Below are 26,052 nucleotides of genomic sequence, written 5' to 3' on the forward strand. Positions count from 1 at the left end.
ATGGTAATGGACACTCCTTCTATTTCACATGCGGAGATGAGGTTATAGTATGCATCCCTGCTATTGAGCAGCACTGCGTTACAATAATCTTTTACTGATTTGCTCATCTATTTTCTTAAACAGATGATAAGGCTTGTAAGTTCGCCAATTATCCAGGTTCATCAATTCAATAAACTGGTTGAGCCTGGCGTGTTTAAAATCATACTGGGTTTGCTCCGGCATATTCAGGCATACAATCCATCCATCTTCATCTGAAAGCTCCTCATGCAGCTCTTCGTAATATTCTTTATCGCTGCTGTGAAAGTTGAGCACATTTTCTGCAATTAATATGAGCTTATGTATACCCTCATGCATGAACACTTCCAGGACATCCCTTTTAAAGGTCATGATATCATTTTCTACGGCATCATTCCACTCTCCTATCAATTCAATAACGGCATAGCCCTCTTCATAATCAGCCATCAACACTTTTAAGTAAAGTGTACGGCTGCCAAAATATTCCCATTGGGGATGGATATAATAATTGTAGATGGTATCTGTATACTCAAACTGGGAGTGCTCTGCACCAAAAAAAGGAGAACGTTCATCCTCCTCACTTACGTAAATATGTTGCCAGTTGTAAAAAGGTTCCAGCTCATGCATGTCTTGCGATTTTAGCTCCTGATATATTCTATATACAAAGGGTTTGTATACATTGTTTAAATCAGTTGCCCGAAAGGTAAAATGATTTACCTGAATCGCAAAGACAGGTCAGCAATCTGCAGGTTTTTAGCCCGCTGTTAACAGTCTGCATTAATTCATACCTACTCTTTCAGAGACAAAATACCCGTCGCCCTTTCTTTTTTCAACAATACCTTCACGCCTCAGGTCGCGGTAAGCCCGCTCTACCGTTGCCAGGGAAACCACATTGGTTTTACCAATTTCACGGGCGGAGGGGAGGCGTATGCCCTTTTCTATTTGTCCGCTGACAATAGCTTGTTTGATTACCTGTTTTACCTGCAAATACAGGAATAGTTTGGATGAGGTGTCGACGTCAATATCCAATTGAACATCAAATGTCATTCTTCCGTTTTTAAAAATCGTATTCATATATGCATCGCTTTAATTAAGTACTGATTTAATTACCGTCAGGTTTGGTAGCATCTCTTCCCGGACTTTCAGGCCAGTAGAAGCTGTCATAAGCATCCGGTTGGGTAGGATCGAATAATGGCTCGGTGGCTTTAATTTCTTCGGCCAGATCCAGTTTGGCGTCTCTGACACCTTTCAGGATCAATTTGGCTACTTCATAGGCTCCAAAAGGTCTGAAATGTGTGTTGTCGGCTATGGCTTCGGCCCTGCCGGGAAAGGCTCCGGCCGGAAAATGGGCAAAGGCTAGTAAAGAAGGCTGCTCTCCCATCGATTCGAAAAGTATTTTACTCATCGCATTCAGATCGATCAGCGGAACATTTTGTTCCAGAGCCGTTTGCCTTACAGCGGCAGGATAATCACCCAGGGTTTCTACAATCCTTCCCTGTTCAAATCGCCGGCGTTGTACAGAAGTCACCAAAACCGGGTGACCGCCTTTCTTTTTAACTTCACTTATAAAATATTCCAGATCTTTTTTATAGGTAGTAAATGCTCCTACTCCTGCTCCTTTTTGTTTTTGATCGTTATGCCCAAATTCCACCAATGCATAGTCTCCAGGCTTCATCAGGCTCAACATTTTGGCAAACCGGCGTGCCGCAATAAAACCGCTCAGGGTTTCCCCCGACTCTGCGAGATTGACGATCGCCACTTTGCCGGGTTTAAAAAAGTAAGGGAACATCTGCCCCCAGGCCGAAAAAGGCTCGCCGGCTCCATCTACTACCGTTGAATTACCAGCCAGGAAAACAGACACTGCTTTTTTATTGGGCGTAATTTCTATGGCGTTGATCCTGGGTTGCGTGCTGTTAAATTCCAGCGTAAGCTTATTGTCCCAATGCAGGTACCCATATTCTCTTGATTTCAGGCGTACTTTATTCCTGCTGCCGGCAATCAGGCTATCGCGGATATTTACAGTAAATTCTACCAGCTGGTGTTTTCCTTTTCCGGTTTGCAGGCGATTGACAAACATGCGCCTGTTTTCGGCGCGAATCGCCACATCAGAAACACCCTGGTCGTCTCCAACCCATACTTTCACATTGTAGTTACCTTCGGGTAGCTTTACAGAGAAATAAAACGGCTGATTGCTGGTGAGAAATCCGTCGGTAAGCGCTGCTTTTCCAACGGATTGATTGGCCACTACTTTTGTCCCCAAATCGATCCCGTATCCCAATTCCTGGCTGAACACAGTTTCAGGCAGCACTTTTAAAAAACCCTTTTCAGCTTTTCCTTTTCCAAAATCAAACCTGAGGCTTTGGGCATGGCTAACAAACAGGCCCGCCCATATCAACATCGTTATTACAATCGTTCGTTTCATATTTTCTGACTTCCGGCAAACCCTCTCACCTGGTATGGTTCTTTTTGATGGAAAAAGTCACTCGGATTTACAAGCAATTTTTATTGATTATTTCCTTACCGAAGCTAGTTTACAAAACAGTTTTGGGGCACTTGTATCGTACCAAAAAATCGGCATTTTGATACAACCGATACTTGAATCGTATTGATAATCAATAAATAATACAAAAACAGTAAAAAGTAAGGGAACGACCTGAAATAAGAGATCTGGAACTTGCCCCGGAGAATAACAGGTAAGAATTAATCCGTTTTAGAGCTTTGGCTGTACTTTTTTGGGGTGGTACCGTATTGCTTTTGGAACATCCGGGTAAAACTGGTAGCATCAGCATATCCTACCGTATAAGCAATTTCCGTCACCGAATGCTGCCCCTGCAACAGCATTTCGGCGGCTTTACTCAAGCGAATGCCGGTGACAAACTCGTGTACCGACTGATTGGTAACTGCCTTTATTTTGCGGTATAGCTGGGTACGGCTCATGAACAGTTGGCCCCCCAGCCATTCTACGTTCACCTCGGCTTCGGACATATGCTCTTCCACCAGCCGTGTGGCTTTGGCCAGGAATGACTTATCAGCAGCAGTTAGCCCTACCGGGTTAGCATATGACTCGGGAGATTGGGCAAATAATTGTCGCAATTGCGCGCGGCTGGCGATCAGGTTTCGTACCCGCACCTGTAGCAGCGGCATACTGAATGGTTTTACGATATAGGCATCGGCTCCTGTTTCATAACCTTCAGCCTCATATTGGTCAGATTGCCGGGCAGTTAGCAATATTACCGGGATATGGCTTGTTTTTTCGTCAGATTTTAACTGCCTACACATTTCCAAACCATTCATGCCCGGCATCATAATATCACTGATAACCAGGTCAGGAATATCAGATATTGCTTTGCCTAAACCTTCAATGCCATTCGATGCTTCCAAAATCGTGTACTCACCTGCCAGATTTTGCCGGATATAATTGCGGATATCGTCATTATCTTCAACTACCAGTACGATAGAACGCTCTGCAGCTGTTGCCGGCTCAGCAATAGGTTGCTCTTCTAAGGGGCTCAATTCTTCATGAAAAGGAGTGTTAGAAAGAGTCGACACATTTGCATCTGTCTCCAGGTTAGTTAACAGCAAGGTAAAAATTGTTCCGGTGCCGGTAGTACTGCTCACGCTGATCGTTCCTTTATGCAAGGCTACCAGTTCCCTGGTAAGAGACAACCCCACCCCGGTTCCGGCATGTTGCTGCGCACTCTCCACCTGAAAAAAAGGATCGAATATCTTATCCAGTTTATCTGCCGGAATACCCAGGCCGGTATCGGTCACTGTTATTTCAACCAATTCCGGTGCCTCGCTGTTGGCTGCCACATTCACAGAAATAGTTCCACCGGCCGGGGTGAATTTAAACGCGTTAGATATCAGGTTATAAAGGATCTTGCCGGTAACATCCTGATCAAACCCTAGTTGAATAACCGAAGGTTCTGCAATCACTTCAAACTGTATATTTTGGTCCTCAGCCTTAAAACTAAATGCAGCCGCAGTGTTTTTTACAAATGCGACCAGATCCTGTCGCACCGGTTGCAGTCTCATTTTTCCCGACTCTATTTTACGAAAATCGAGGAACTGGTTGATCAAAGCCAACAAACGCTGCGCATTACGATACATTACATTATAATGTGCCATTTCCTTTTCAGACGCATCCTGGCGGGTTAACAAAGATCTAAGCGGGTCAACGATCAACGTAAGAGGAGTGCGAAACTCATGTGATACATTGGTAAAAAAACTTGACTTCAGCTGGTCCAGCTCCTCCGCCTTTTCTGCTTTTAAACGCTCGGTAAGGATTTGCCGATGGTACTGCTGCCTCACCTGTACAATCCGGACAATGATGTAGATGCCCAACAACGATAACAATGTGTAAATGCTATAGGCCCACCCCGTTTTCCACCAGGGAGGCAGCACGATGATCTCCAGCGTAGCAGGCACCCGGTTCCAGACCCCATCGCTGTTGGAGGCCATTACTTTTAGCAGGTATTTGCCTGCTGACAGGTTTGAATAGCCAGCCACCCTTCGGGACGCATCAATGTACACCCAGTCTTTATCCTGGCCTTCAAGCATATAGGCGTATTGATTCCTCGCAGGGTTGGAAAAATGTAAGGCCGAAAATTCAACCGAAAAGCTTTTATCCTCGTGGGTGAGCGTAATTGTTTTGGCCAAATGTAAAGGGGTGGAAAGAATTACCCGGCCGTTAATGGTATCACCCACCTTTACCGTTTTATTCAGCACCTGTAAATTAGTAAAGGTGGTGACGGGCAAAAAAGGGTTATCTATAATTTCATCCGGATCGAAATGAACAAATCCCTGTGTAGTGCCATAGTACATTTGCCCTGACTCAAGATCGAAAAATCCCGAGCCGTCCATGAACTCATATTCCTGCCCGGGTTTCTTGACCGCATAGTTTTGTATATGGCCGGTTTTTATATTAAACTTAGACAGGCCATTCTTATGCGCAAACCACACAAACCCTGGGTCCTGGGCCATTACCTGTGTTATATAGTGATCGACCAACCCGTCTTTGATCGTGTAGGTTTTTGATGCCCTAGTGTGGGGATTAATGCGGGTCAGCCCATTAGCAGCGCCCACCCAGATCGTACCTTCGGAGTCTTCTGTTATCGCGTATACCCTTTCATCCGGCGAACGGGAATCGGAAGCCATCGTGGTATACAAAACCGTATCGACCCAGGTATTACCAGAAGCATTTCTCTTTATCTGAATTACTCCTGAATATTCTGTGCCAATCCAGAGATTATTTTTTGAGTCGAAAAAAAGGCAACCGGCTCCCGAACGGCCATATGCAGCAAGTGGCTGCTCTTTTAAAGCCTTTGTCCGGTAATCATATTTAATAACACCATGATAGTAAGAGAACAATAAATCATGGGTAATCGGATCTTCAGCGATAGCATAAAAGCGACTCTTGCTTTGCTCTACAGAAGATTTGAAATAAGAGGTAACTTGTTTTGTTTTGGGATCGTACTTATCCAAACCACTTCTTTTGCCAATCCAGATATGTCCGTTGTTGTCTTTAAGCAGCGCCTTGATGTTTTCATTGGCAAGTTGAGGAGATACATACTGATAAGCTCCCGTTAGCTTATCCATATAAATAAGGCCGTTGTAATCAGACCCCAGCCAGACGCCCTCTTTATCCACCCACATAGAGCGGATGGCCGTACCCACATTAGCCCGCCCCGGTTCATGGATAATTTCACTTTCGAACTTATTGGCATTCAGGTCTGCCTTATTAACACCACCAGCCCGGGTTCCTACCCAAAGTATCCCCTCGTTATCCCGGTAAACGGAATTGACATTATTATCGTTCAGGCTCCCATGCCCGTCAACGGGTGTTTCGAAATAAATACTCTCTTTACTCTCAGAAAGATGGAAAGGACCAATAACATTCCGGATAAAGTCTTTAGAGTGGGTGAATATATCGAGGCTTCTCAATCGGTTGACCGAATCCCTGAAGGGCATGGGGAGCGAAGAAAGTTTGAAACGGGTGAAATTGTCTGTGGCATAGTTATACCGGCATACTACCTGATTGAAAACCGACACCCATATATCGCCGTTCTCATCTTTATATAAATAGTGAATCCGGCTGCTGGAGAGGGAAGTTGTATCGCCGGGTATCGTACGATAGATTTTAAGTGAATAGCCATCATAACGACAAAGACCATTCCAGGTACCAAACCACATAAAACCGTACTTGTCTTTCACAATCCCCAGCACAGTACTTTGCGGCAGACCATTCTTCGCGGTGATATATTCAAAAGTTACGGGCTGGCTTTTAGCGGTGGTGATGCAAAACACCATCAAAAGTCCTGTTAATATGCCCCGATAAACAGCCATGGGCGATGAATATACGAACATCCTGTTACCGAACCTTGGTTCTAAGCGGCCCGGGGATTTATTCTCCCTGCAAAAACGATTTTAATGCATCAAAGGAAGCATTAATTTCTATAGACACTTTGTTTTGCGTCATCATTTCTTCCAAAACGGCTGGTACGGCTACCTTTTCTCCAGTGGCAGCTTCTACCGCTTCCGGGAATTTTACGGGGTGTGCCGTTTCCAATATGAAGCCCCTTTCACCAGGATGCTGATCCAGGTATTTTTCCAGCGCAAGGTAAGCGACTGCGCCATGCGGATCTAAAGTGTAACCCGATTCATTATATACTTTCGTAATGGTTGCAACGGTATCGGCATCGCTAATGGTATCTGCAGATAAACTGGTTTTAAGATCGGGAAATTGCTGACGAAACAATTCGATGATCCTTACAAAGTTGCTGGGATTACCTACGTCCATTGCATTGGATAAAGTAGCTGTAGCTTCTTTGGGCTTTAGTTCCTGTGTTTGTAAATAATGTGATACGATATCGTTCACATTACAAGCAGCTATAAAATGCCCGAGCGGCAGGCCCGTTACTTTTGCCAGCAATCCTGCGCAGATATTTCCAAAGTTGCCGCTGGGTACGCATACTACCGGATTTTGTTCTTTTTGTTTCCATTGTTTGTAAGCCAGAAAATAATAGACCTGTTGCGGTAACCACCGTGCCACATTAATGGAATTGGCTGAAGTAAGGAATTTCTGTTGATTGATATCCGCATCCGCAAATGCTTGTTTTACCATTTTCTGGCAATCGTCAAATGTGCCGTCCACCTCCAACGCTGTAATATTTTTTCCTAAAGTGGTCAGTTGTTTTTCCTGTACCGGACTTACTCTGCCCTTGGGGTACAGGATCACAACGTTTACATTTTTTACGCCATAAAAGCCATTCGCCACAGCGCCACCGGTATCGCCCGATGTGGCAACCAGCACCGTTACTTCTCTGTCTTCATTCTTTAAAAAATGCCCCAGGCAACGACTCATAAAACGAGCCCCTACGTCTTTAAACGCCAGTGTAGGGCCATGAAACAATTCAAGTGAAGAGATACTCCCCGCAACAGGTTGTAATGGTATCGGGAAATTAACGGTTTCTTCTACGATGCTATATAGTTCTTCGTCATTTAAAGAACCGGCAACGTATGGTTTCAGCACTTCAAAAGCAATATCAATATCTGTCATAGACTCTATACCATCTAGTAATTGACGGTCGACTACAGGCAAATATTCGGGATAATACAAGCCTTTGTCCGGTGCCTGTCCTAATATAGTGGCTTCCTTGAAAGATACTTTTGGAGATTGATGATTAAGACTATAGTAATTCATGATGCTGGATAATAGATATTGGATGTTTTGATGCTAGATGCCTGATACTGGATGCTTGTTTTTTGATATTGGATTTGATGCAGGATAATTCATCTTCCCTACTTCCTATGTCATGTCCTGAAAAAAGTGGACATTTTTCTTGTTAATAATATTGTTTCAAATTTCATTATTTAATAAAAGTTAACCTTAGAATTACACCGCCCGCGCGGCGAGCGCATCTTCCTGGTTTGACATACTATGCTGCATTGTGTAACTGTATAGGTATTCTTAAATTTAAAGACCAATGGGGACGGCGGTAATTATAAGTATATATGGCCTCTTTCACTGCTTTAAATGCTTCCTGCTTATCGGCAAATACACTATCTAAAAGAAATTCCTGTTTCAATATCCCATTTACCCTTTCTGCCTGTGCATTCTCGTAACAATGATTTTCTTCAGTCATGCTAATTTCCATTCCGGCCTCCTGTAGTGCTGACACATAAGCATCACAACAATACTGGATGCCCCGATCGGAATGGTGGATCGTTCCCAGCGTCGAAGGATACTGCCGGATACTCATCTCAAGAGCTTTTAGTGCTCCAGCAATACCCAAACTCTCACTCAAATGCCAGCCGGTGATCTTTCGAGACCAGGCATCTGTTTGCAAAAACAGGTATACAAACCCGCTCGACGTCCTCAAATAAGTAATATCACTTACAATTACCTGGCCGGGTCCTGTAAGTAATTGATCTTTAACCTTATTGTTATACTTGCGAAAGCGATGATAAGAATCCGTTGTAGTAACATACCTCCTTCTTCTTTTTATCAGCAACTTCTGCTTGCGTAGTATATCAAAGAACTTATCGCGACCAACTCTACTGCCCGGTTTTGCCAAATCAGCTTTTAATAACGAATACAGTTTTTTACCTCCTATCATCGGCTGATAACGCCGAACCGAACCTACTAAATCTACCACTACAGCCTCTGTTAAATCCGATTGAATAATTGTTCTCAGCGATTTATAATAACCCGAACGGCTGTAACCAAAGTACAAACACAGCCGATTTACTTTTTGCCCTTTCTCCCCACACATGCGGATGACTGCTGTGCGAAATTTTTTTTTACATCTGTATCATAATGCTCATCCACTATGTCGATTAGTGTCTCCAAAGCTTGCTTCTCCAACATGCTGTCTGCCAAGGCCAGCTTCAGCTTTTTTACTTCAGCTTCCAATTCTTTTAAACGGTCTTTTTCTTCAAGCGTCTCCACTCTTAACACTTTACTTAATAAATGATGTTTACCAAATTGTCTGATCCAATTTTGAATAGTACTGCCCCCGCCGATATTATACCGCCTGCGAACAGACTCTACTGATAACCCTTTCTCCACTTCTCTGACAACTTTTTGCTTAAAGCTAATACTATACCGAACCTGTTCTCTAATGGATATCTTCGTCATCTGTCAGTTTTTTAATATAAAAACTGTCAACCTATACCAGGACAAGACACTATTCACTATTCCTTATTCACTATTCACTCACCCGCTCTACCCCGTTCTTGGCAATAGTAGTAACATATACGTAGTTTTCAATACCGATACTGTCGTATACCTTTTTCATAATGTCGCCGACCATCTGAGCCGTAGCTTCATTTTCACTCAACATAAAAATAGAAGGACCCGAACCGGAGATCCCTCCACCGAGCGCACCCGCTTCTTTGCATTTGGCTTTTACTTCATCGAAAGCAGGAATCAGAATACTCCGAACGGGCTCTATAATTACATCCTCCAGGGAACGCCCGATTAGTCCCCGGTCATTGGTCATAAAACCCGCCACCAGGCCGGCAATATTTCCCCACTGTTTAATGGCATCTTTTAAATATACCTGCTTGCGTAATATTTGTCTTGCATCAGCCGTGCGCACTTCTATCTGCGGATGCACTACTGTTACAAATAAATCAGGACTTGCAATAGGTACTATATCCAGGGGATGTATGGAACGGATTAATGTAATGCCTCCTAATATGCAAGGGGTAATATTATCTGCGTGTTTTACACCGGTTGCCAGTTTTTCCCCGATCATCGCAAGTTGTACCAGGTCGTCGGTCGAAAAAATGTCGCCTAACAAAATGTTAGCGCCAACTGCAGCACCCGCCGCACTTGCCGCGCTAGACCCCAGACCACTACCGGGTTTGATATGCTTTTCAATAGTAACCCTGATCCCCTTGTTAAAACCGGCCTTTTCTATTGCTGCCAATAACACTACACCCGCTACGTTCTTTTCTGGTTCGGTGGGCAGGTTAAAGGCATCACGGTTTTCTATTACTACACCCGGTTGATCTATTATTTCAAACTCCATGATATCATAAGGTGCTTTTAAAGCAAGACCCAATATATCAAAACCACATACCAGGTTGGCAACGGTTCCCGGAGATTTTATTTTTACTTTCATAATATACGCTTGATCTTTTAAATGCTGGCAGCTCTTACAATATCGGCAAACACGCCGCTGGCGGTTACATCAGCACCCGCTCCGGCCCCCTTTACTACCAGTGGTTGTGAAGGATAACGTAGTGTATAGAACAATACTACATTATCTTTCCCGTACAAATGATAAAGGTCGTTTTCAGGAGCGATATGTTGCAGTCCTACAGAAGCCTTACCCTCGTTAAAAGTAGCTACAAATTTTAATTTACAGTTTTGAGCATCGGCTTTGTCCAGCAGCTGCTTAAAATGAGCTTCATGCCGGTGCATACAGGCATAAAAGGCTTCTACATCCCCTTCCATGCATTCTTGGGGTAAAAATCCGTTATTACCGATATCTTCCATCTGCATTTCATGACCGGCTTCACGCGCAAGAATCAATATCTTTCTCATTACGTCGGTACCGCTTAAATCCAGCCTGGGATCCGGCTCGGTATATCCCTCTTCCTGCGCCTGCCTGACCACATCCGAAAACGGCCGGCTTCCATCGTAATTATTGAATACGAAATTCAATGTCCCGCTTAATACAGCTTCCAGCTTCAGCACCTCATCGCCGCTGTACACCAGGTCATTTAAAGTGCCTATAACCGGCAATCCGGCGCCCACATTGGTTTCAAATAAAAACTTGCAGTTAAACTCACGGGCCAGGTCTTTTAATCGCTTATAGTTCGCGTAATCAGAAGACGCTGCAATTTTATTACAAGCCACGACCGATATGCTTTTTTGTAATAAACGGTCGTAGATAGCGGCCACATCCGGGTTAGCCGTGATATCTACAAAAACGGAATTCCGTAAGTTTTTATTAATAACATGCTCAACAAATAAAGGCAGGGACGCTTTTTCCCCCTGTTTTAGTTCCCCTTCCCAATTGTCCAGCGCAATTCCTTTTTCATTCAACACCATGGTACGGCTGTTGCTGATACCTATTACGTTGATCTTAATTTTCAGGTGCTGTTGCAAGGAAACCAGCTGCTTTTCTATTTGTTGCAGCAATTTGGAACCAACATTACCTACTCCGGCAATAAATAAGTGCACCTGTTTAAAAGTAGTTTCGAAAAAGTCTTCGTGTAAAACATTAATTGCCTTGCGCACATCTATGGTAGAAATAACGGCGCTGATATTTTTTTCTGAAGATCCCTGCGCAATAGCGCGTACATTGATACCATTGCGGCCCAATGCACTAAACATCTTACCGCTTACACCCGGGTGACTTCTCATCTGCTCCCCTACCAGGGCTACAATTGAAAGATCGGTTTCAACTTTTAAAGGCTCCACTTTCTGTAATGCCAGTTCATTGGCAAAAGCCTCGTCTATAGCTTGCTTTGCGGCATCTGCTTTTCCCGCATCAATAGCCACGCATATGGAATGCTCTGAAGAGCTTTGTGTAATCAAAATAACGTTGATCTGCTCATTACTTAAGGCTTCAAATAATCTCTTGGAAAATCCCGGAATACCTATCATACCGCTTCCCTCCAGGCTTAATAAAGCCAGGCTATTGATGCTGGAAATACCACGGATAATATTGCCGTCTGATTGAGCCGCAGAGCGCTCATTATTGAGTACCAGCGTGCCGGCATCCTCCGGGGCAAAAGTATTTTTAATCCATACAGGTATATTCCTGGTCATCACCGGTTGCAAAGTTGGAGGATAAATCACTTTGGCGCCGAAATGCGATAATTCCATTGCCTCGCCATAAGATATCTTCTCAATCACCTTGGCATTAGCCGCCAGGCGTGGGTCCGCAGTCATCATACCGCTTACATCTGTCCAGATCTCCAAAATCTCTGCATTTAATGCAGCTGCAATAATCGCAGCAGTATAATCAGATCCGCCACGACCAATTGTAGTCGTAATACCGTCTGCATTGCTGGCAATAAAACCCGGTACAATACAAAGTGATTGTTGCAGGCTGTTAAAATAATCAACAATGTTAGCCTGTGTTGCTTCAAAATTTACCTGGGCCTGCGTATAATTGCTATTGGTAGTAATCAACTGACGGGCATCCTTCCATTGTACATCTACCTGGTCAAAGCGAAGCTTCTCTGCAATAATTTGCGAAGACAACCACTCTCCATAACTCGCCAAACGGTCTTTGGTACGCGGTGTTATTTCGCTTAAAAGAAAAATACCATTACAGATATCTTCTATTTCGTTAATGGATGTTTTAACGAGGCTTAATAACTGGCTTTGATGCGCTACCGGTATGAGACTTTTTACCGCATCAAAATGACGTTTCTCTATTTCAGTAATAGCCTGCTTGTAATCTTCGCTTCCCCTGGCTGCGTTATTCGCGGCCTGCAATAACATATCTGTTACGCCACCAAGCGCCGATACCACCACAACCGTTTTGTTTTTACTTACTGCCTTTTTTACGATCGCAGCTACTTTGTTTATATTCTCAGCATTGGCTACAGAAGTACCGCCAAATTTTAAAACCTGCATGGTTTATAACAATTAAAATATTAAGGATGATTTATCAGGAACGGCCTCATTGGCCCAGGTGGTGATATGACGAAGTACAACCCTTAACGGGTTGTGGTAATAGTTGTAGAGGTAGCAGTTGCTACAACGTAAACCTGACTGATATGTGTATAGTTGTTATACATGAACCTGCACAAGATAAGACAGGATTAAAATACAAACAAATATTTTTTGGTAAAGGCTTATTCCCGTTTAATATTTCCGGGTGCTGATCACGTTATCCGGAAGGCTGAGGTGGTTCCAGTCTTTATGAAGAGCCATTGCCGCCCCCATGGCTGTAGCCTGTGACACGGACGCTGCAAAAACTTCTGTTCGCGGATAAGCTTCAGCCAATAGCTGCATATAGGTTTCATTTTTTGCGAAGCCGCCATCAACAAATATCTTTTTCACTTTGTCATTATATACAAGATCGGTGGAGCGTTTTTGTGCAATGATCACCTGCCTGATGAAATTAATATATGCAGCTTCGTAACTCACATAATTGGCAACATCAAAATCATTGAGATCGTTTAAAGCCGGTTCATCTTTCAACAGGCTTTTATCATAAGCTATCTTCTCAAAGTAATTAGGAACTTCAACAAAATATTCCGATAATTTTTTAATGATCTGCTCATGGGCATACCCTGCAAACAGACGCGAAGATTTCACTGTATTTCCTTCGTAAGTCATATAACAAAGGCAATCTTTTTCCAATTCCTGTTTCGTAAGCGGTGTATCATTAAAAGCATTCATACTGATACACCAGGTCCCGGTAGAGATTAACAAAAATGGCTCATTTACATTTTGAATGTAAGGAATAAATGCTGCAGAGCTATCGTGAAGGCCAATGCCACATTTAAGCGCTTTCCCGTTGTAAATGATATCTATCGCTTTAGCTGAAGAAAATACCGGGGCCAGCTTTTTATCAATACCCTCTTTTACTACCCAATCATGATAGCCATGTTTACGGTAATCCCATAGGGCAGTATGACAACCGATGCTGGTGATATCAGAGTACTTCTCACCACTAATTAAATAGCTCAGGTATTGCGGAAAATGCAGGGAAGTCAGAGTTTTATCAAACAGCTTTGTCTTATCGTATTTTAAGGAGTAAAGCTGCAAGCCTGAGTTCAGATTCCCCAAAGCAGGCGATGCGGTAGCAATAGCCACATCTTCTTTGGTTCCATAAGTAGCGTAAAACTGCTCTTCCGTCTTAGCGGGGTAAGGCTTAAGATAATTATATAAAGGTGTTACAGGTACATCCCTTTCATCGAGGTGGACAAAACTGGCGCCGTACGACGAAAAGTTAATGGCCCTTATATCATAAGTATTGCTATCAATATACTTGTTTAATGTATCGAGCACCCATCTGCGCAAGGCTCTTATGTCCTCACAGGCAAATCCATCCTCATCTTCAATCTCTGCAAAGTTTACAGATACTTCTTCTACAATTTTATAGTCTTCGTTAAACAGGAAAAACTTTTTGTTAGTTTTTCCAATATCGAATATTGCAATAACAGGAATCAAAACAATGTACAATTTAAGATTGAAGCATATCTGAACGAACCACTCAATCAAATTTTTAAAGCTAAACAACAAATAAAACGATATTCCCCCTTTGCAGGGAAAATATCGTTTGTACAATTTATAATCCGGTTGCTACCGTTTTTTCACCTCTTTTGCCAATCAGTTGTTGCCTGATTTTCTGTTCTCTGAACAGTCCTAACGGACTTAAGGCCGCTCCTTCCCTCAGTCTGGCTTCAGCCAGTACCGGGCGCAGGTCAGTGCGATAAGCATCCTGTAAGATTTCCTGGGCTCCTGCTACATCATTATTCAACTGGGCTTCATTTAATGCTTTGCTATCTACCAACAGAGCTTGAGCATAGGCCAGGTTAATGGCTTCCACACTTTGCAGAAGATCTTCCAGCGGATCTTTGATATTGTGACTGGCGTCGATCATCCATCCCAGGTCAGTAGCATGGTTCAATCCACGGGCATCCATACCTTCTACCAGTTCTTTAAATATTAAGAACAATTGGTATGGCTTAATGCTTCCCACTGTCAGGTCATCATCGCCATATTTACTATCATTAAAATGGAATCCGCCGAGCTTTCTCTCATTCAGTAATAAAGAAACAATTTGCTCTATGTTTGCGTTGGGCAAATGGTGCCCCAGGTCTACAAGCGTATACGCTTTTTCACCCAGCTTATTAGCATATAATAATGATTGTCCCCAATCACCTACTGTTGTTGAATAAAAATTCGGTTCGAATGCTTTGTATTCAACAAATATTTTCCAATCGTCGGGCAAAGCGCTGTATATACTTTGCAAACTCTCTAATGTATTATTAAATGCGTTTCTGAAATTCAGTTGTCCGGGAAAGCTGGAACCATCCGCTAACCAAACGGTTAAAGAATTTGATCCCAATTCCTGGCCATATTTGATCACCTCAATATTATGGTCAACAGCCTGCTGTCGCACTCCTTTATCTACATGCTGCATTGAGCCAAATTTATAACTCAGTTTCTGGTCTTTCTGATCCTGGAAGGTGTTGGAGTTCATCGCATCAAATTTCAGGTCGAAATCAGCTGCCAGACTTTTAATAGCTTTGGCATCAGTAGGAATATCCCAGGGAATATGCAAAGAAACCGCTCCACTGCTGCGGTTGAGCTGATGCAGCAATCCGATATCTTCCATTTTTTCTTCCAGGGTAGAAGGCTCGCCTCCTCCGCTGAAACGGCCAAATCTGGTGCCCCCGCTTCCCAGTGCCCATGATGGAATAGCTACCTGAAAATCTGTTAGCTTCTTAATAATGCCTTCCGCATCAGGAATGATTCCGGATACATAATCAAAGCCTTTTTTATGCTTTGCCAACCCTTTCTCGTTATGTGCATCTATCTGCGATTTATTAAGCATCTTGAATCAAAATATTTTTTGATGATTATGTAATGTTTTTTATAACAACCATTGCGCCTGTTGGGTTGTATTACCTGAGGTATTTTTACCTTTCTAGGTCCCGAATCTTATAAAGCATTAAAAAAAACGGGTCAGCCGACTGGAAAATCACCAACCCTTGTTGCTTTGCTATATGAAGATTCTTAATTCCTTTATTTTATCTTACGAATGCCTGTGCCACACCACCATCTACATTCAGGATATTACCTGTTGATTTGTTCAGCAATCCGCTTACAAATACAAAACATGCATTAGCAATATCATCTGGAAGAATGATCTCGTTCATTAATGTACGCTTTGCATAATAAGCAGGCAGTTCTGCCACTGTAATACCATAGGCTTTGGCCCGACCTTCGGCCCAACCGCCTGCCCAGATATTGGAGTCGGAGATTACCGCATCAGGGTTCACAGTGTTTACGCGGATCTTATCACCACCCAGTTCGGCGGACAATAGGCGGGAAAGATGTGCCTGTGCTGCTTTTGCAGAACCATAGCCGGCATTATTAGGACCCGCTACTATTGAATTTTTAGAAACGATATTGATAATGTCGCCACCAATATCCTGCTTACGCATGATCTTAACGGCTTCTTTCGATACCATGAACTGGCCTTTCACTAAAATATCATACAAACGATCCCACTCTTCGATGGAATGTTCAGTAATGCTTTTAGAAATACTGATACCTGCGTTGTTCACGATAATATCTACACCACCAAAAGCCAATGCCGTATTGGCCAGTGCCGCTTCGATAGATGGCGCATCGGTCACATTTAATGTTACAGCTGCTGTAGAGTCTTTACCAAAAGCTTCCTGGAACTCTTCAGTGGTCGCCTCTATTCTTTCCTGGTTAATATCGTTGATAATTACACAAGCACCTTCCGCTGCAAATTTCTTGGCAATTGCTTTACCAATACCGCCACCGCTACCGGTGATCAGCGCAATACGGCCGCTCAAAGGCTTTGGTTTTGGCATACGTTGCAGCTTCGCTTCTTCCAGCAACCAGTATTCGATGTTAAACGCTTCCTGTCTTGGTAAAGAAGTGTATTCGGAAATAGCTTCGGCACCACGCATCACATTAATTGCATTCGTGTAAAATTCCGCAGCTACCCTTGCTGTTTGTTTATCTTTTGCAAAAGCAAACATACCTACACCAGGATAGATGATGATCACCGGATTGGCATCGCGGATAGCCGGACTATTCGGATGTTTACAAGTGCTATAGTACTCCTCGTACATTTTACGGTAATCCGCAAATAAAGGAGCGATCTTTTCTTTTACTGCAGCTACATCATCCAGGTTCTCATCCGTTCCCAGGTTCAATACCAACGGGCTGATTTTTGTACGCAGGAAGTGATCTGGACAGGAAGTTCCCAAAGGAGCTAATCTTTCCAGGTCGTTAGAGTTGATATATTGTAACACACGATCATCATCAGTAAAATGACCGATCATTTTTACATTAGACGAGCAGAAACCACGAAGCACAGGGGCTAAAGATGCGGCTTTGCTCAAACGCTCCTCCTTAGGAAGCGACTGGATTTTCTCGCCACCGAAAACAGGCCCCTTTTTACCAAGGTTTTGTTCAATATATTCTGCACATTTTTCAATCACCTCCAATGTATTGAGATAGCTTTCATAAGCCGTATCACCCCAGGTAAATAGGCCATGCGAACCTAACATAATGCCACGGATACCAGGATTTTCATCCAGGCACTGTTTCAGCATCAGTCCGAGTTCGAAGCCTGGTTTTTGCCAGGGCACCCAACCAATAGTACCTCCAAATAATTCTTCCGTTATTTTTTTACCATCTTTTGCAGCAGCAATTGCAATAGCAGCATCCGGATGTAAATGATCGATATGTTTGAAAGGCAAAAACCCGTGTAAAGGTGTATCGATAGATGGCGCTTTGGAGTTCAGATCATAAATACAATGATTGAATAACTCTACCATTTCATCTTCATGTTCCAAACCACGGTATACATTCTTAAGGCTACGTAATTTGTCTACATATAAAGCAGCCAGCCCACTTCTTTTCAAAGTACCCAGGTCGCCCCCGCTTCCTTTTACCCACATTACTTCTGTATCCTCGCCCGTAAGCGGATCCTTCGCTGTTGCTTTGCAGGATGTATTACCTCCGCCATAGTTGGTAAGACGCAGATCTGCACCTAATAAATTGGAACGATAAATCAGCAAGGCCACCTCGTCGCCTGCCAGCTCAGCAGCTTTTGCTTCATCCCATAAATAACTTACATGTTTGAAAGTTGTTGTGTCTGTTGCCATAACGATCTTGTTTGTTTGCTCTTTTAAGAGACTATATTTTTTATCCTTTTTACTTAATTACCTCATTGAATTGCCCCATCCTACCAATAGTACGGAAAGAAGAATAACTATAATACCCAGAATTATGGTACTTAAGGTTTTCTTACCAACGCCTTTCCATTCTTTCAGAATCAATCCCCATACATTGGCTATTAAAATAATAAACGCCATGTGGAGTATCCAGGAGCTGGGGCCATTACCCATTTTGCTTTCGCCCATACCATAGAAGAAGAACTGTAAAAACCAGGTAGTACCGGCCAGCGCACAAAAAATGATATTTTTAAGAATGGGCACTTTCTTATTGGTATAATCACTGAAAGTTTTGTTACGCGCATTCAGCAATAAGCACCAGATTAAATTGGTGCTGAGCCCACCCCAAAGGATAACGATATAAGAAACGTTATTCTGGTACAAAAATTCTCCCTGGCCGGGGTTAGCAGCTTTCCATAATTCATTCGCAGTATCAGCCATTGGTTTGGCAGCCTCTATACCGAAATTAAAGCAGGCACTCAACACACCCGAAATGATAGCCACGGTTATACCAAGGCCGAACTTGTATTCATCTTTTCCCGAAAGATGGGCTTCTGTATCAGCACTACCAACAGCATGAGGGTCTGCTGCTTTTACATTGCTTCCTGCCAGCTCCTTCTCCTTCATAGTACCGGCCTTACCACATATAATAATACCAATAATACACACCAGTAAACCAGCCAAAACGGTAATTCCCCAGTTGGTACCGGTTAACAATCCAATAGTATCTTTCCCTTCAGTAGGTGTAAACTGATAATAAATAGCCGGAAGTAAGGCTCCTAAAACCATCGATAACCCCAATATAATACTGCTTCCCAGTGATACCCCCAGGTACCTGACACCCAAACCATAAGTAAGACCACCAATACCCCAAAGTAAACCGAAGAAATATGCATACCCCAGTGTACTGCCGTTAGCAGTAGTAATAATTTCCCAGAAGTTGGGAATAGTCAGCCAGGCCGCCAATGGTGGAACAATCAGCCACGAAAAAAGGCCGCCAACGATCCAGTACGATTCCCAGGCCCAGCCTTTCACCTTTTTATAGGGAATATAAAAACTTCCTGAAGCAAAGCCACCTATGAAATGAAAAATAACACCAAGTAAAGCGTTCATGAATAATAATATTTTCTATGCAGTAAGCAAAATCATTAGAAGCCGAAAGTAAATCAATCAAAAAGGTCAACTGTCATGCACTGTCATGAATTATTGTAGTTTTTACAAAAATTAAGAAAATAAAAACCTTTATGGTTATTTTGATATATTGCCATTATAACTCATTATGCATTGCTTTACCGGTTTCTAAAAATATATGTACGTCTGACTATCCGCTTGTTCTGCCATTCTATTGAGGTTGACAAAAGCTCATTGCTTCACACAAAGGGCCCCTTGTTAATTGCAAGCAATCACCCTAATTCATTCCTGGACGCAATTATTTTTGATATCCTTTTTGACACCCCCATTACCTCCCTGGCGCGGGGCGATGCCTTCAAGAACAAACGAATTTTCAGGATCTTACGGTTGCTGAAAATGCTACCGGTTTACCGGATCAGGGAAGGTGCTGAAAACCTGAACACCAACTACGATACATTTGACTCCTGTATAGAGCTTTTCAGGCAAAATGAAGGCGTATTGATATTCAGCGAAGGGCTTTGCGTGAATGAGTGGTTTTTACGCCCGCTTAAAAAGGGCACAGCTAGGTTAGCTTTCCGGGCCTGGCATACAGCAATTCCGTTAAAAGTGCTTCCGGCGGGCATCAATTACAGCTCTTTTCGCAAATATGGAAAAAAGGTGATCATACATTTGGGAGACGTTTTAGAAGCGGACAATTTTGAAGGTATTTTCACAGACGGCGAAAGAAATGTAAAGTTTAATAAAATATTAAAGGAAAAATTACAGCCGCTTGTTTACGAAATTGAGCCGGGTGATAAAAAGGAGCTGAATAAAAAGTTTGGTTCCACTCCTCCAATAAAAAAGTATCTCTTAGCAATACCAGCATTGGTGGGTGCGCTGCTACATATGCCCATTTACTGGTTCGCCAAAGCGATCTTTCATCTGTTTTTTAGCGATACAGATCATCACGACTCGGTGATGTTAGGAATTTTGCTTCTTACCTACCCTTTTTATGTCCTGCTCCTTTCCTGCCTGTGTTATGGGGTTTATATGCCATGGGGCATATTGGCATTGATCCTGCTTCCCTTTTCAGCATGGGCTTATGTAAATTATGAAGTAAGAAAAGGATAAGCACGGTCCCTCCATATTTCATTTATAGTTAAAAAGTTAAGCCAGCTCCGATCTGGAGTATGATACCTGGAATCCTCGGAGCAAATAGCTCACCTGTTTAGTAATTTTTTAAGCGACGAAAAAGGAAACATCCTTCTTTTCATTGAATGTCTCTTTCTAAACCAATTCACCACTAAGGGTAAAGTATTATTTTTGCCAAATGCAAGAAAGTTACTATTCTTCAAAAGTCCCCACAAGCAGGAATGAACTTTTCGCGTGTGGTCACTAAAAATCAAATGCTTATTAAAAAAACGCTTATGTCAAATTTCCTGTCTGCTGACAGGCGGGATTTATTCAAACAGGATAATGAAATTTACTATTCATGATAAGTACCACTCGGCTAAAATTAATAAAGCATCTATAAATGAAAACATTACTTTTTCCTGTTTGGTGCATAGTATGTCTGTCCAGTAATGTAAGTTTGAAGGGGCAAGATTTACTCCCAGATAATTTTACAATTGGCGACTTTGCCGAAATATATGCGGGAGACAGCATTAAACTTTTTTTTAACTGTTTTGGCGGTATTGTCAATAAAAGGTGCGCCGATTATTACAGAATCGGGAAAATGGATACTGAATTTGTTAATGTAAAGGGTCCGTTTCGCGACTACTACCTTAATGGAAAGTTGTATCTGGAAGCTTCTATCACCAATGGAAATCTCGAAGGAAGTGCTGTTTATTATTACCGCAATGGCCGGGTAAGAGAAAAAGGACAGTATAAAAATCATCGAAGAGACGGGCAATGGAGTTTTTATTATCCAAACGGTCAACTGCAAAAAGTATATCAATATGAAAACGACTTTCCATTAGTACAGGAGGCCTTCACTTTAACTGGTAAACAAACGGTAGCAAATGGCAACGGATATTTAAAAACTGAATTCAGTGAAATGAATGAATGTTCAAAATTTGAAGTTTCCGGAACCATTCTCAATGGTAAAAAATATGGAACATGGACCTTGTCAAATATAAACGCCCTTCAGCCTCTCTCAAAAGAAGTATACGATTCTACCGGAAACTATATTAGATCAGAAGATGACAACGGAACATATCTAAGCAAATCACGCTCCGGTCTTTCTGTTTTTTATGGCAACGAAAACCTCCTTCTAACGGCCAGTTCAAACATCTGTCCTGGTGATCGTGGCAGTAGTAGCAAAATACCTTTTACACTCGAATCATCTTCTTTTATCACTGACCTCCAGAAGCAATTAGACACATTATCTTCATCGTTTAAAAATCAGTGGTTGATTACGGGAATTACCATTGGCAAAAAAAACGACCTGATCAATTTAAATATAGCTTCTTCCATCAACGATACAGCTTTGGAACGCTACATTTACGACCGTATCAGAGACACAAAAAAATGGGAAACCTCTTATTTAAATGACAAAAAAGTCGTCTCAAGCTTTCTTTTCACCATTCTTGTCGACGATAATAAAATATTAATTCCTACACACTTTCATTTCCTTTCGTTTAAACAAGATTTCTTTTTGAAATAACAATTACGTGTTGCGCCTACTGGTTCACAAAAGTTATCGAAAAAAAAGCGTCCAGACTAACAAAAACCCCGGCTCATCGCCGGGGTCTAACTATTATCAGGAAACTACCTATTCACTCCCGAACCATCGGGACCCTACTCACGACTCACTAATTAAGCAGTTACTTTACCTTTTGATTTTGAAATCACTTCTTCAGCGATGTTATTAGGCGCCGGAGAATAGTGAGAGAACTCCATGGTAGAAGAGGCACGACCAGAGCTTAAAGAACGCAACTGAGTTACATAACCAAACATTTCGCTCAACGGAACTTTTGCTTTGATTACCTGCACACCGGCACGGGTATCCATACCTTCCATCATACCACGACGGCGGTTCAAGTCACCTGTTACATCACCCATGTATTGTTCAGGCGTTAATACCTCAACTTTCATGATAGGCTCTAAAAGGATTGGTTTTGCTTTTCTGCCAGCCTCACGGAAACCTTGTTTAGCACAAAGTTCGAAAGACATTGCATCAGAATCCACCGCATGGAAGCTACCATCAAATACACGGATCTTCAGGTTATCTACCGGGTAGTTAGCTAAAACGCCGCTTGTCATTGAAGTTTCAAAGCCTTTCTGAATAGCAGGGATAAATTCACGGGGAATTGATCCACCAAAAATATCGTTTACAAACTGGAAATTCTTATCCGGGTTTTCTTTTTGCCATTCTTCATCAACAGGACCCAGGCTAAACTGAATATCGGCAAATTTACCACGACCACCGGTTTGTTTTTTCAACGTTTCACGGTGTTCAACAGTTGTATTGAATGCTTCTTTATAAGCCACCTGAGGAGCACCCTGGTTCACTTCTACTTTAAACTCACGACGCATACGGTCGATGATGATCTCTAAGTGAAGCTCACCCATACCGCTAAGGATGGTTTGGCCGGTATCTTCGTCAGTTTTTACACGTAATGTAGGATCTTCTTCTACCAGTTTAGCGATAGCCATACCCATTTTATCAACGTCAGCCTGAGTTTTAGGCTCAACGGCTACAGAGATTACGGGCTCAGGAATGAACATGTTCTCTAATGTAATCGGATGGTTTTCGTCGCAAAGGGTATCACCGGTTTTGATCTCTTTAAAACCTACTGCTGCACCAATATCACCAGCTTCGATAAAATCGATCGGGTTTTGCTTATTGGCGAACATTTTCATGATACGGCTGATACGCTCTTTCTTACCACTTCTTACGTTTAATACATAAGAACCTGCATCTAAGTGACCGCTATAACAACGGAAGAACGCCAGACGACCAACAAACGGGTCAGTCATGATTTTGAAAGCCAATGCTGCAAAAGGTTCTTTTGCATCAGGTTTACGAACCAGTTTCTTTTCCGGATCGTTAGGGTCTGTACCTTCAATCGCCTCGATATCAACAGGAGAAGGCAGGTAACGGCAAACAGCATCTAAAGCGGTTTGCACACCTTTATTTTTGAAAGAAGAACCGCACATCATAGGAACGATGCTCAGGTCGATAGTAGCTTTACGGATCGCTTCGTGAATTTCATCTTCAGAGATAGAATTAGGATCTTCGAAGAATTTCTCCATCAAAGTGTCGTCATATTCAGCAACTGCTTCAACCAGTGCAGCACGCCATTCTTCAGCTTCAGTAACCATATCAGCAGGAATATCGACCTCGTCAAAGGTCATTCCTTCTGTTTCCACGTGCCAGATAATACCTTTCATACGGATCAGATCCACCACACCCTGGAAATTATCTTCAGCACCAATTGGTAACTGTAAAGGGACTGCCTTAGAGCCTAACATTTCACGAACCTGTTTTACCACGTTCAAAAAGTCAGCACCCTGGCGGTCCATTTTATTTACGAAACCGATACGTGGAACCCTGTAACGGTTAGCCTGGCGCCATACAGTTTCAGATTGAGGTTCTACACCATCAACCGCAGAAAATAAAGCGATCAGACCATCCAGTACACGCATAGAACGCTCTACCTCTACAGTAAAGTCAACGTGACCCGGAGTATCAATAATATTAAAAGAAAAATCTTTAGTAGTACCGGCAATAGCTTTTCCTTTATCAGTAGGGAATTGCCATTTACAGCTTACCGCAGCAGATGTAATAGTAATACCGCGCTCTTTTTCCTGCTCCATCCAGTCGGTAGTAGCACCACCATCGTGTACTTCACCAATACGGTGAATCATACCTGTGTAACGTAAAATACGTTCAGTTGTAGTGGTTTTACCGGCGTCAATGTGGGCGGCAATACCAAAGTTCCTTTGAAATTTTAAATCTGCCATGATTATTCTTAATTGAATTATAAACTTTCTTATTTCTTAAATAACTCATTTTCAATAAGGTAAAAAATAATTACCCTAAGTAAGAAATTTAAGGCTGCAAAGGTAAGGAAAATACGAGATTTCAGATTCCAAATTTAAGTTTACCTATATTGATAATAAATTTTTAACGGTGCAGGCGCTGGTATCGGGACTCACACCTGTTAAGCTCCCTTATTTACAGAACTCACTCTCTTTTCAAGAGTATAAACAAACGCATCAGCAGGTGGTAAAATGGTATGCTAAGGAGTATTCCCCAACGGACTACTTTCTTTAATAATTCCGGCAGGGAAACGATAACTTTTCGAATAAGACGGCTATAGCCTCCGAATAACAACAGTTCCTTAATCAACAAAAAATATTTAGTATCTATATTTACGCAAAATATTATTATGCAATTCACCTACTTTGGCCAGTCCTCTTTTCTGGTAACTATAAGCGGTAAAAAACTATTATTCGATCCCTTTATAAGTGGCAATCCTCTGGCACAACATATTGATATTGGAAAAATTGAGGCGGATTTTATCTTAGTTTCACATGGCCATGGAGATCATATTGCCGATGTAGTACCAATTGCTAAAAGAACCGGCGCCAAAATAATAACGTCCCCTGAAGTAGCCGGCTGGTTGGGTAAGCAAGGGCTTGAGAATATACACGAGCTCAATCACGGAGGCCCTGTAACTTTTGAGTTCGGGAAAGTGCGAGCTGTGAATGCCATACATTCATCAGGTTTGCCGGATGGCTCCTACGGCGGCAATCCATTGGGATTTGTTATTACTTCGGAAGAGATCAATTTTTACTTTGCAGGAGATACGGCATTAACGATGGATATGCAATTGATACCTATGTTTACTCATTTGAACTTTGCAGTACTACCTATTGGCGGGAACTATACAATGGACGCGGCTGATGCCATTATAGCTTCTGACTTTATTAAATGCGACGAGATCATCGGCGTGCATTACAACACCTTTGACCTTATAAAGATTGACACAAACGCAGCAGTAGCCGCTTTCACTGAAGCAGGTAAGAATTTATTATTACCCCAGGTTGGTGAAACGATAGAATTTTAAAAAGAAAGATAGTCAGGAAGGATCATAATATTTCTGTTGCCAACAACAGCAATACGTTATCCTTGTCAAATAATTTCAAACTGTTACCGACAACCTGGTATTTGTTAACCAGCGGTAACAGTTTGGAAAAAACTGATTCATTAGCAGCTGCATCCTTACAATACATTTCGGTTGTGGCAGCGTCACCCAAAGCCATATGATAGGTATGGTCAGCAGTTACTTTAAAAGAAAACCTGTTACACCCTACTCCGGCCTGAGCTCTGGCCAGATCGGTAAGGTCTAAAAAACTTTTACCTTTTGTCAGTTGCTCATTATTGGCATTGATCATTTCCTGTATCAACCATTTTCTGCTTATAGAATTCCCCTCATCGTCTGACGCCCTTTCTGCAGAGAAAACAATATGTCCATCTTTAGCCAGCAAGCGAAGTAGTTTGTCGGTTACAGAAAATGAGTATACAGACTCCAGGCTCAATTTTAATGTCTGATCTGCCAGATTATCCGTGCAGGATAATAAATGTGTACTGATATTGGCAATCTGCATTCTGTTGTTATGGCCGAACTTAGGTGTGAACGAAAAATACCGGCAACCGGCTGTTGCTCCGGAATGACGTATATCCCTTAGATCAATATATACATCTCCACCCGCTGGCATACCATCAGCACTCTTCACTTTCCATTTATGATGCAGTCCTTCCGTTTGCATCGAACTAACCAGGGGCGCTCCTTTTCTGCTACAGGCAACAATTGATAATCCAACCAAAATAATATATAGTAACCTGTAAGAACGATTCATAACCATAAGTTTTTTCCTCTTTGCTAATGTACAGAGTTTTGCGCCCAATTCAATATCTCACTTTTCACCTATTTCAATAATAAGGCCAGTTATTTATGAAAAACAGGTAGCTGCTGCATCTAAGAAGAAACA

Annotated in this window: 18 protein-coding genes; 3 read left to right on the forward strand and 15 right to left on the reverse strand. The window is 42.3% G+C overall.

Annotated features, from left to right (window positions below):
- Positions 1 to 78 precede the first annotated feature (78 nt).
- From U0035_RS09005 to rhaT, 13 genes are all read right to left on the reverse strand, one after another.
- Positions 79 to 642 carry a hypothetical protein gene (locus U0035_RS09005; RefSeq protein ID WP_114789661.1) on the reverse strand — a complete coding sequence of 188 codons (564 nt, stop codon included), beginning with the start codon at positions 640 to 642 and terminating at the stop codon, positions 79 to 81.
- A gap of 150 nt (positions 643 to 792) precedes the next feature.
- The gene (locus tag U0035_RS09010; protein WP_114789662.1) at positions 793 to 1,089 is read right to left on the reverse strand and encodes a GntR family transcriptional regulator; all 297 of its coding nucleotides are present in this window, start codon (positions 1,087 to 1,089) and stop codon (positions 793 to 795) included.
- A gap of 28 nt (positions 1,090 to 1,117) precedes the next feature.
- On the reverse strand, positions 1,118 to 2,437 hold the full coding sequence (locus U0035_RS09015) for a rhamnogalacturonan acetylesterase (RefSeq protein ID WP_114789663.1): 1,320 nt from the start codon (positions 2,435 to 2,437) through the stop codon (positions 1,118 to 1,120).
- Positions 2,438 to 2,715: 278 nt separating this feature from the next.
- Positions 2,716 to 6,360 carry a hybrid sensor histidine kinase/response regulator transcription factor gene (locus U0035_RS09020; protein ID WP_162817770.1) on the reverse strand — a complete coding sequence of 1,215 codons (3,645 nt, stop codon included), beginning with the start codon at positions 6,358 to 6,360 and terminating at the stop codon, positions 2,716 to 2,718.
- Between the two features lie 58 nt (positions 6,361 to 6,418).
- A complete protein-coding gene (thrC, locus tag U0035_RS09025; protein ID WP_114789665.1) occupies positions 6,419 to 7,717 on the reverse strand; it encodes a threonine synthase in 1,299 nt (432 codons plus the stop codon).
- Between the two features lie 235 nt (positions 7,718 to 7,952).
- Positions 7,953 to 8,750 (reverse strand): IS3 family transposase, encoded by a 798-nt coding sequence (locus tag U0035_RS09030; protein ID WP_162818026.1) that lies wholly within the window; start codon positions 8,748 to 8,750, stop codon positions 7,953 to 7,955.
- Positions 8,751 to 8,761: 11 nt separating this feature from the next.
- The gene (locus tag U0035_RS09035) at positions 8,762 to 9,154 is read right to left on the reverse strand and encodes a transposase (protein WP_114793349.1); all 393 of its coding nucleotides are present in this window, start codon (positions 9,152 to 9,154) and stop codon (positions 8,762 to 8,764) included.
- Between the two features lie 70 nt (positions 9,155 to 9,224).
- Positions 9,225 to 10,145 carry a homoserine kinase gene (locus U0035_RS09040; RefSeq protein WP_245957776.1) on the reverse strand — a complete coding sequence of 307 codons (921 nt, stop codon included), beginning with the start codon at positions 10,143 to 10,145 and terminating at the stop codon, positions 9,225 to 9,227.
- A gap of 17 nt (positions 10,146 to 10,162) precedes the next feature.
- A complete protein-coding gene (thrA, locus tag U0035_RS09045) occupies positions 10,163 to 12,619 on the reverse strand; it encodes a bifunctional aspartate kinase/homoserine dehydrogenase I (protein ID WP_114791995.1) in 2,457 nt (818 codons plus the stop codon).
- Between the two features lie 231 nt (positions 12,620 to 12,850).
- Positions 12,851 to 14,164 carry an FGGY-family carbohydrate kinase gene (locus U0035_RS09050; protein ID WP_245957777.1) on the reverse strand — a complete coding sequence of 438 codons (1,314 nt, stop codon included), beginning with the start codon at positions 14,162 to 14,164 and terminating at the stop codon, positions 12,851 to 12,853.
- A gap of 118 nt (positions 14,165 to 14,282) precedes the next feature.
- Positions 14,283 to 15,554, reverse strand: coding sequence for a sugar isomerase (locus U0035_RS09055; RefSeq protein WP_114791996.1), 1,272 nt, complete (start codon positions 15,552 to 15,554; stop codon positions 14,283 to 14,285).
- A 196-nt stretch (positions 15,555 to 15,750) separates the two neighbouring features.
- Positions 15,751 to 17,871 carry a bifunctional aldolase/short-chain dehydrogenase gene (locus U0035_RS09060; RefSeq protein WP_114791997.1) on the reverse strand — a complete coding sequence of 707 codons (2,121 nt, stop codon included), beginning with the start codon at positions 17,869 to 17,871 and terminating at the stop codon, positions 15,751 to 15,753.
- Between the two features lie 57 nt (positions 17,872 to 17,928).
- On the reverse strand, positions 17,929 to 19,053 hold the full coding sequence (gene rhaT / locus U0035_RS09065) for an L-rhamnose/proton symporter RhaT (RefSeq protein ID WP_114791998.1): 1,125 nt from the start codon (positions 19,051 to 19,053) through the stop codon (positions 17,929 to 17,931).
- A gap of 216 nt (positions 19,054 to 19,269) precedes the next feature.
- Here rhaT and U0035_RS09070 point away from each other — a divergent pair, with 216 nt between their 5' ends.
- Both U0035_RS09070 and U0035_RS09075 read left to right on the forward strand, forming a co-directional pair.
- Complete coding sequence (locus tag U0035_RS09070) at positions 19,270 to 20,181, forward strand: 1-acyl-sn-glycerol-3-phosphate acyltransferase (protein WP_262510938.1); 912 nt, start codon at positions 19,270 to 19,272, stop codon at positions 20,179 to 20,181.
- A gap of 403 nt (positions 20,182 to 20,584) precedes the next feature.
- Positions 20,585 to 21,715 carry a toxin-antitoxin system YwqK family antitoxin gene (locus tag U0035_RS09075; RefSeq protein ID WP_114792000.1) on the forward strand — a complete coding sequence of 377 codons (1,131 nt, stop codon included), beginning with the start codon at positions 20,585 to 20,587 and terminating at the stop codon, positions 21,713 to 21,715.
- Between the two features lie 152 nt (positions 21,716 to 21,867).
- On the opposite strand, the gene fusA is transcribed toward U0035_RS09075, so the two are convergent.
- The gene (fusA, locus tag U0035_RS09080; protein WP_211316491.1) at positions 21,868 to 24,018 is read right to left on the reverse strand and encodes an elongation factor G; all 2,151 of its coding nucleotides are present in this window, start codon (positions 24,016 to 24,018) and stop codon (positions 21,868 to 21,870) included.
- Between the two features lie 428 nt (positions 24,019 to 24,446).
- Between fusA and U0035_RS09085 the strand changes: the two genes are divergently transcribed.
- Complete coding sequence (locus tag U0035_RS09085; protein ID WP_114792002.1) at positions 24,447 to 25,127, forward strand: metal-dependent hydrolase; 681 nt, start codon at positions 24,447 to 24,449, stop codon at positions 25,125 to 25,127.
- A gap of 22 nt (positions 25,128 to 25,149) precedes the next feature.
- On the opposite strand, the gene U0035_RS09090 is transcribed toward U0035_RS09085, so the two are convergent.
- Complete coding sequence (locus U0035_RS09090) at positions 25,150 to 25,920, reverse strand: META domain-containing protein (protein ID WP_162817946.1); 771 nt, start codon at positions 25,918 to 25,920, stop codon at positions 25,150 to 25,152.
- Positions 25,921 to 26,052: the final 132 nt, after the last annotated feature.

The sequence above is a fragment of the Niabella yanshanensis genome, from assembly GCF_034424215.1.
Classification (GTDB): domain Bacteria; phylum Bacteroidota; class Bacteroidia; order Chitinophagales; family Chitinophagaceae; genus Niabella; species Niabella yanshanensis.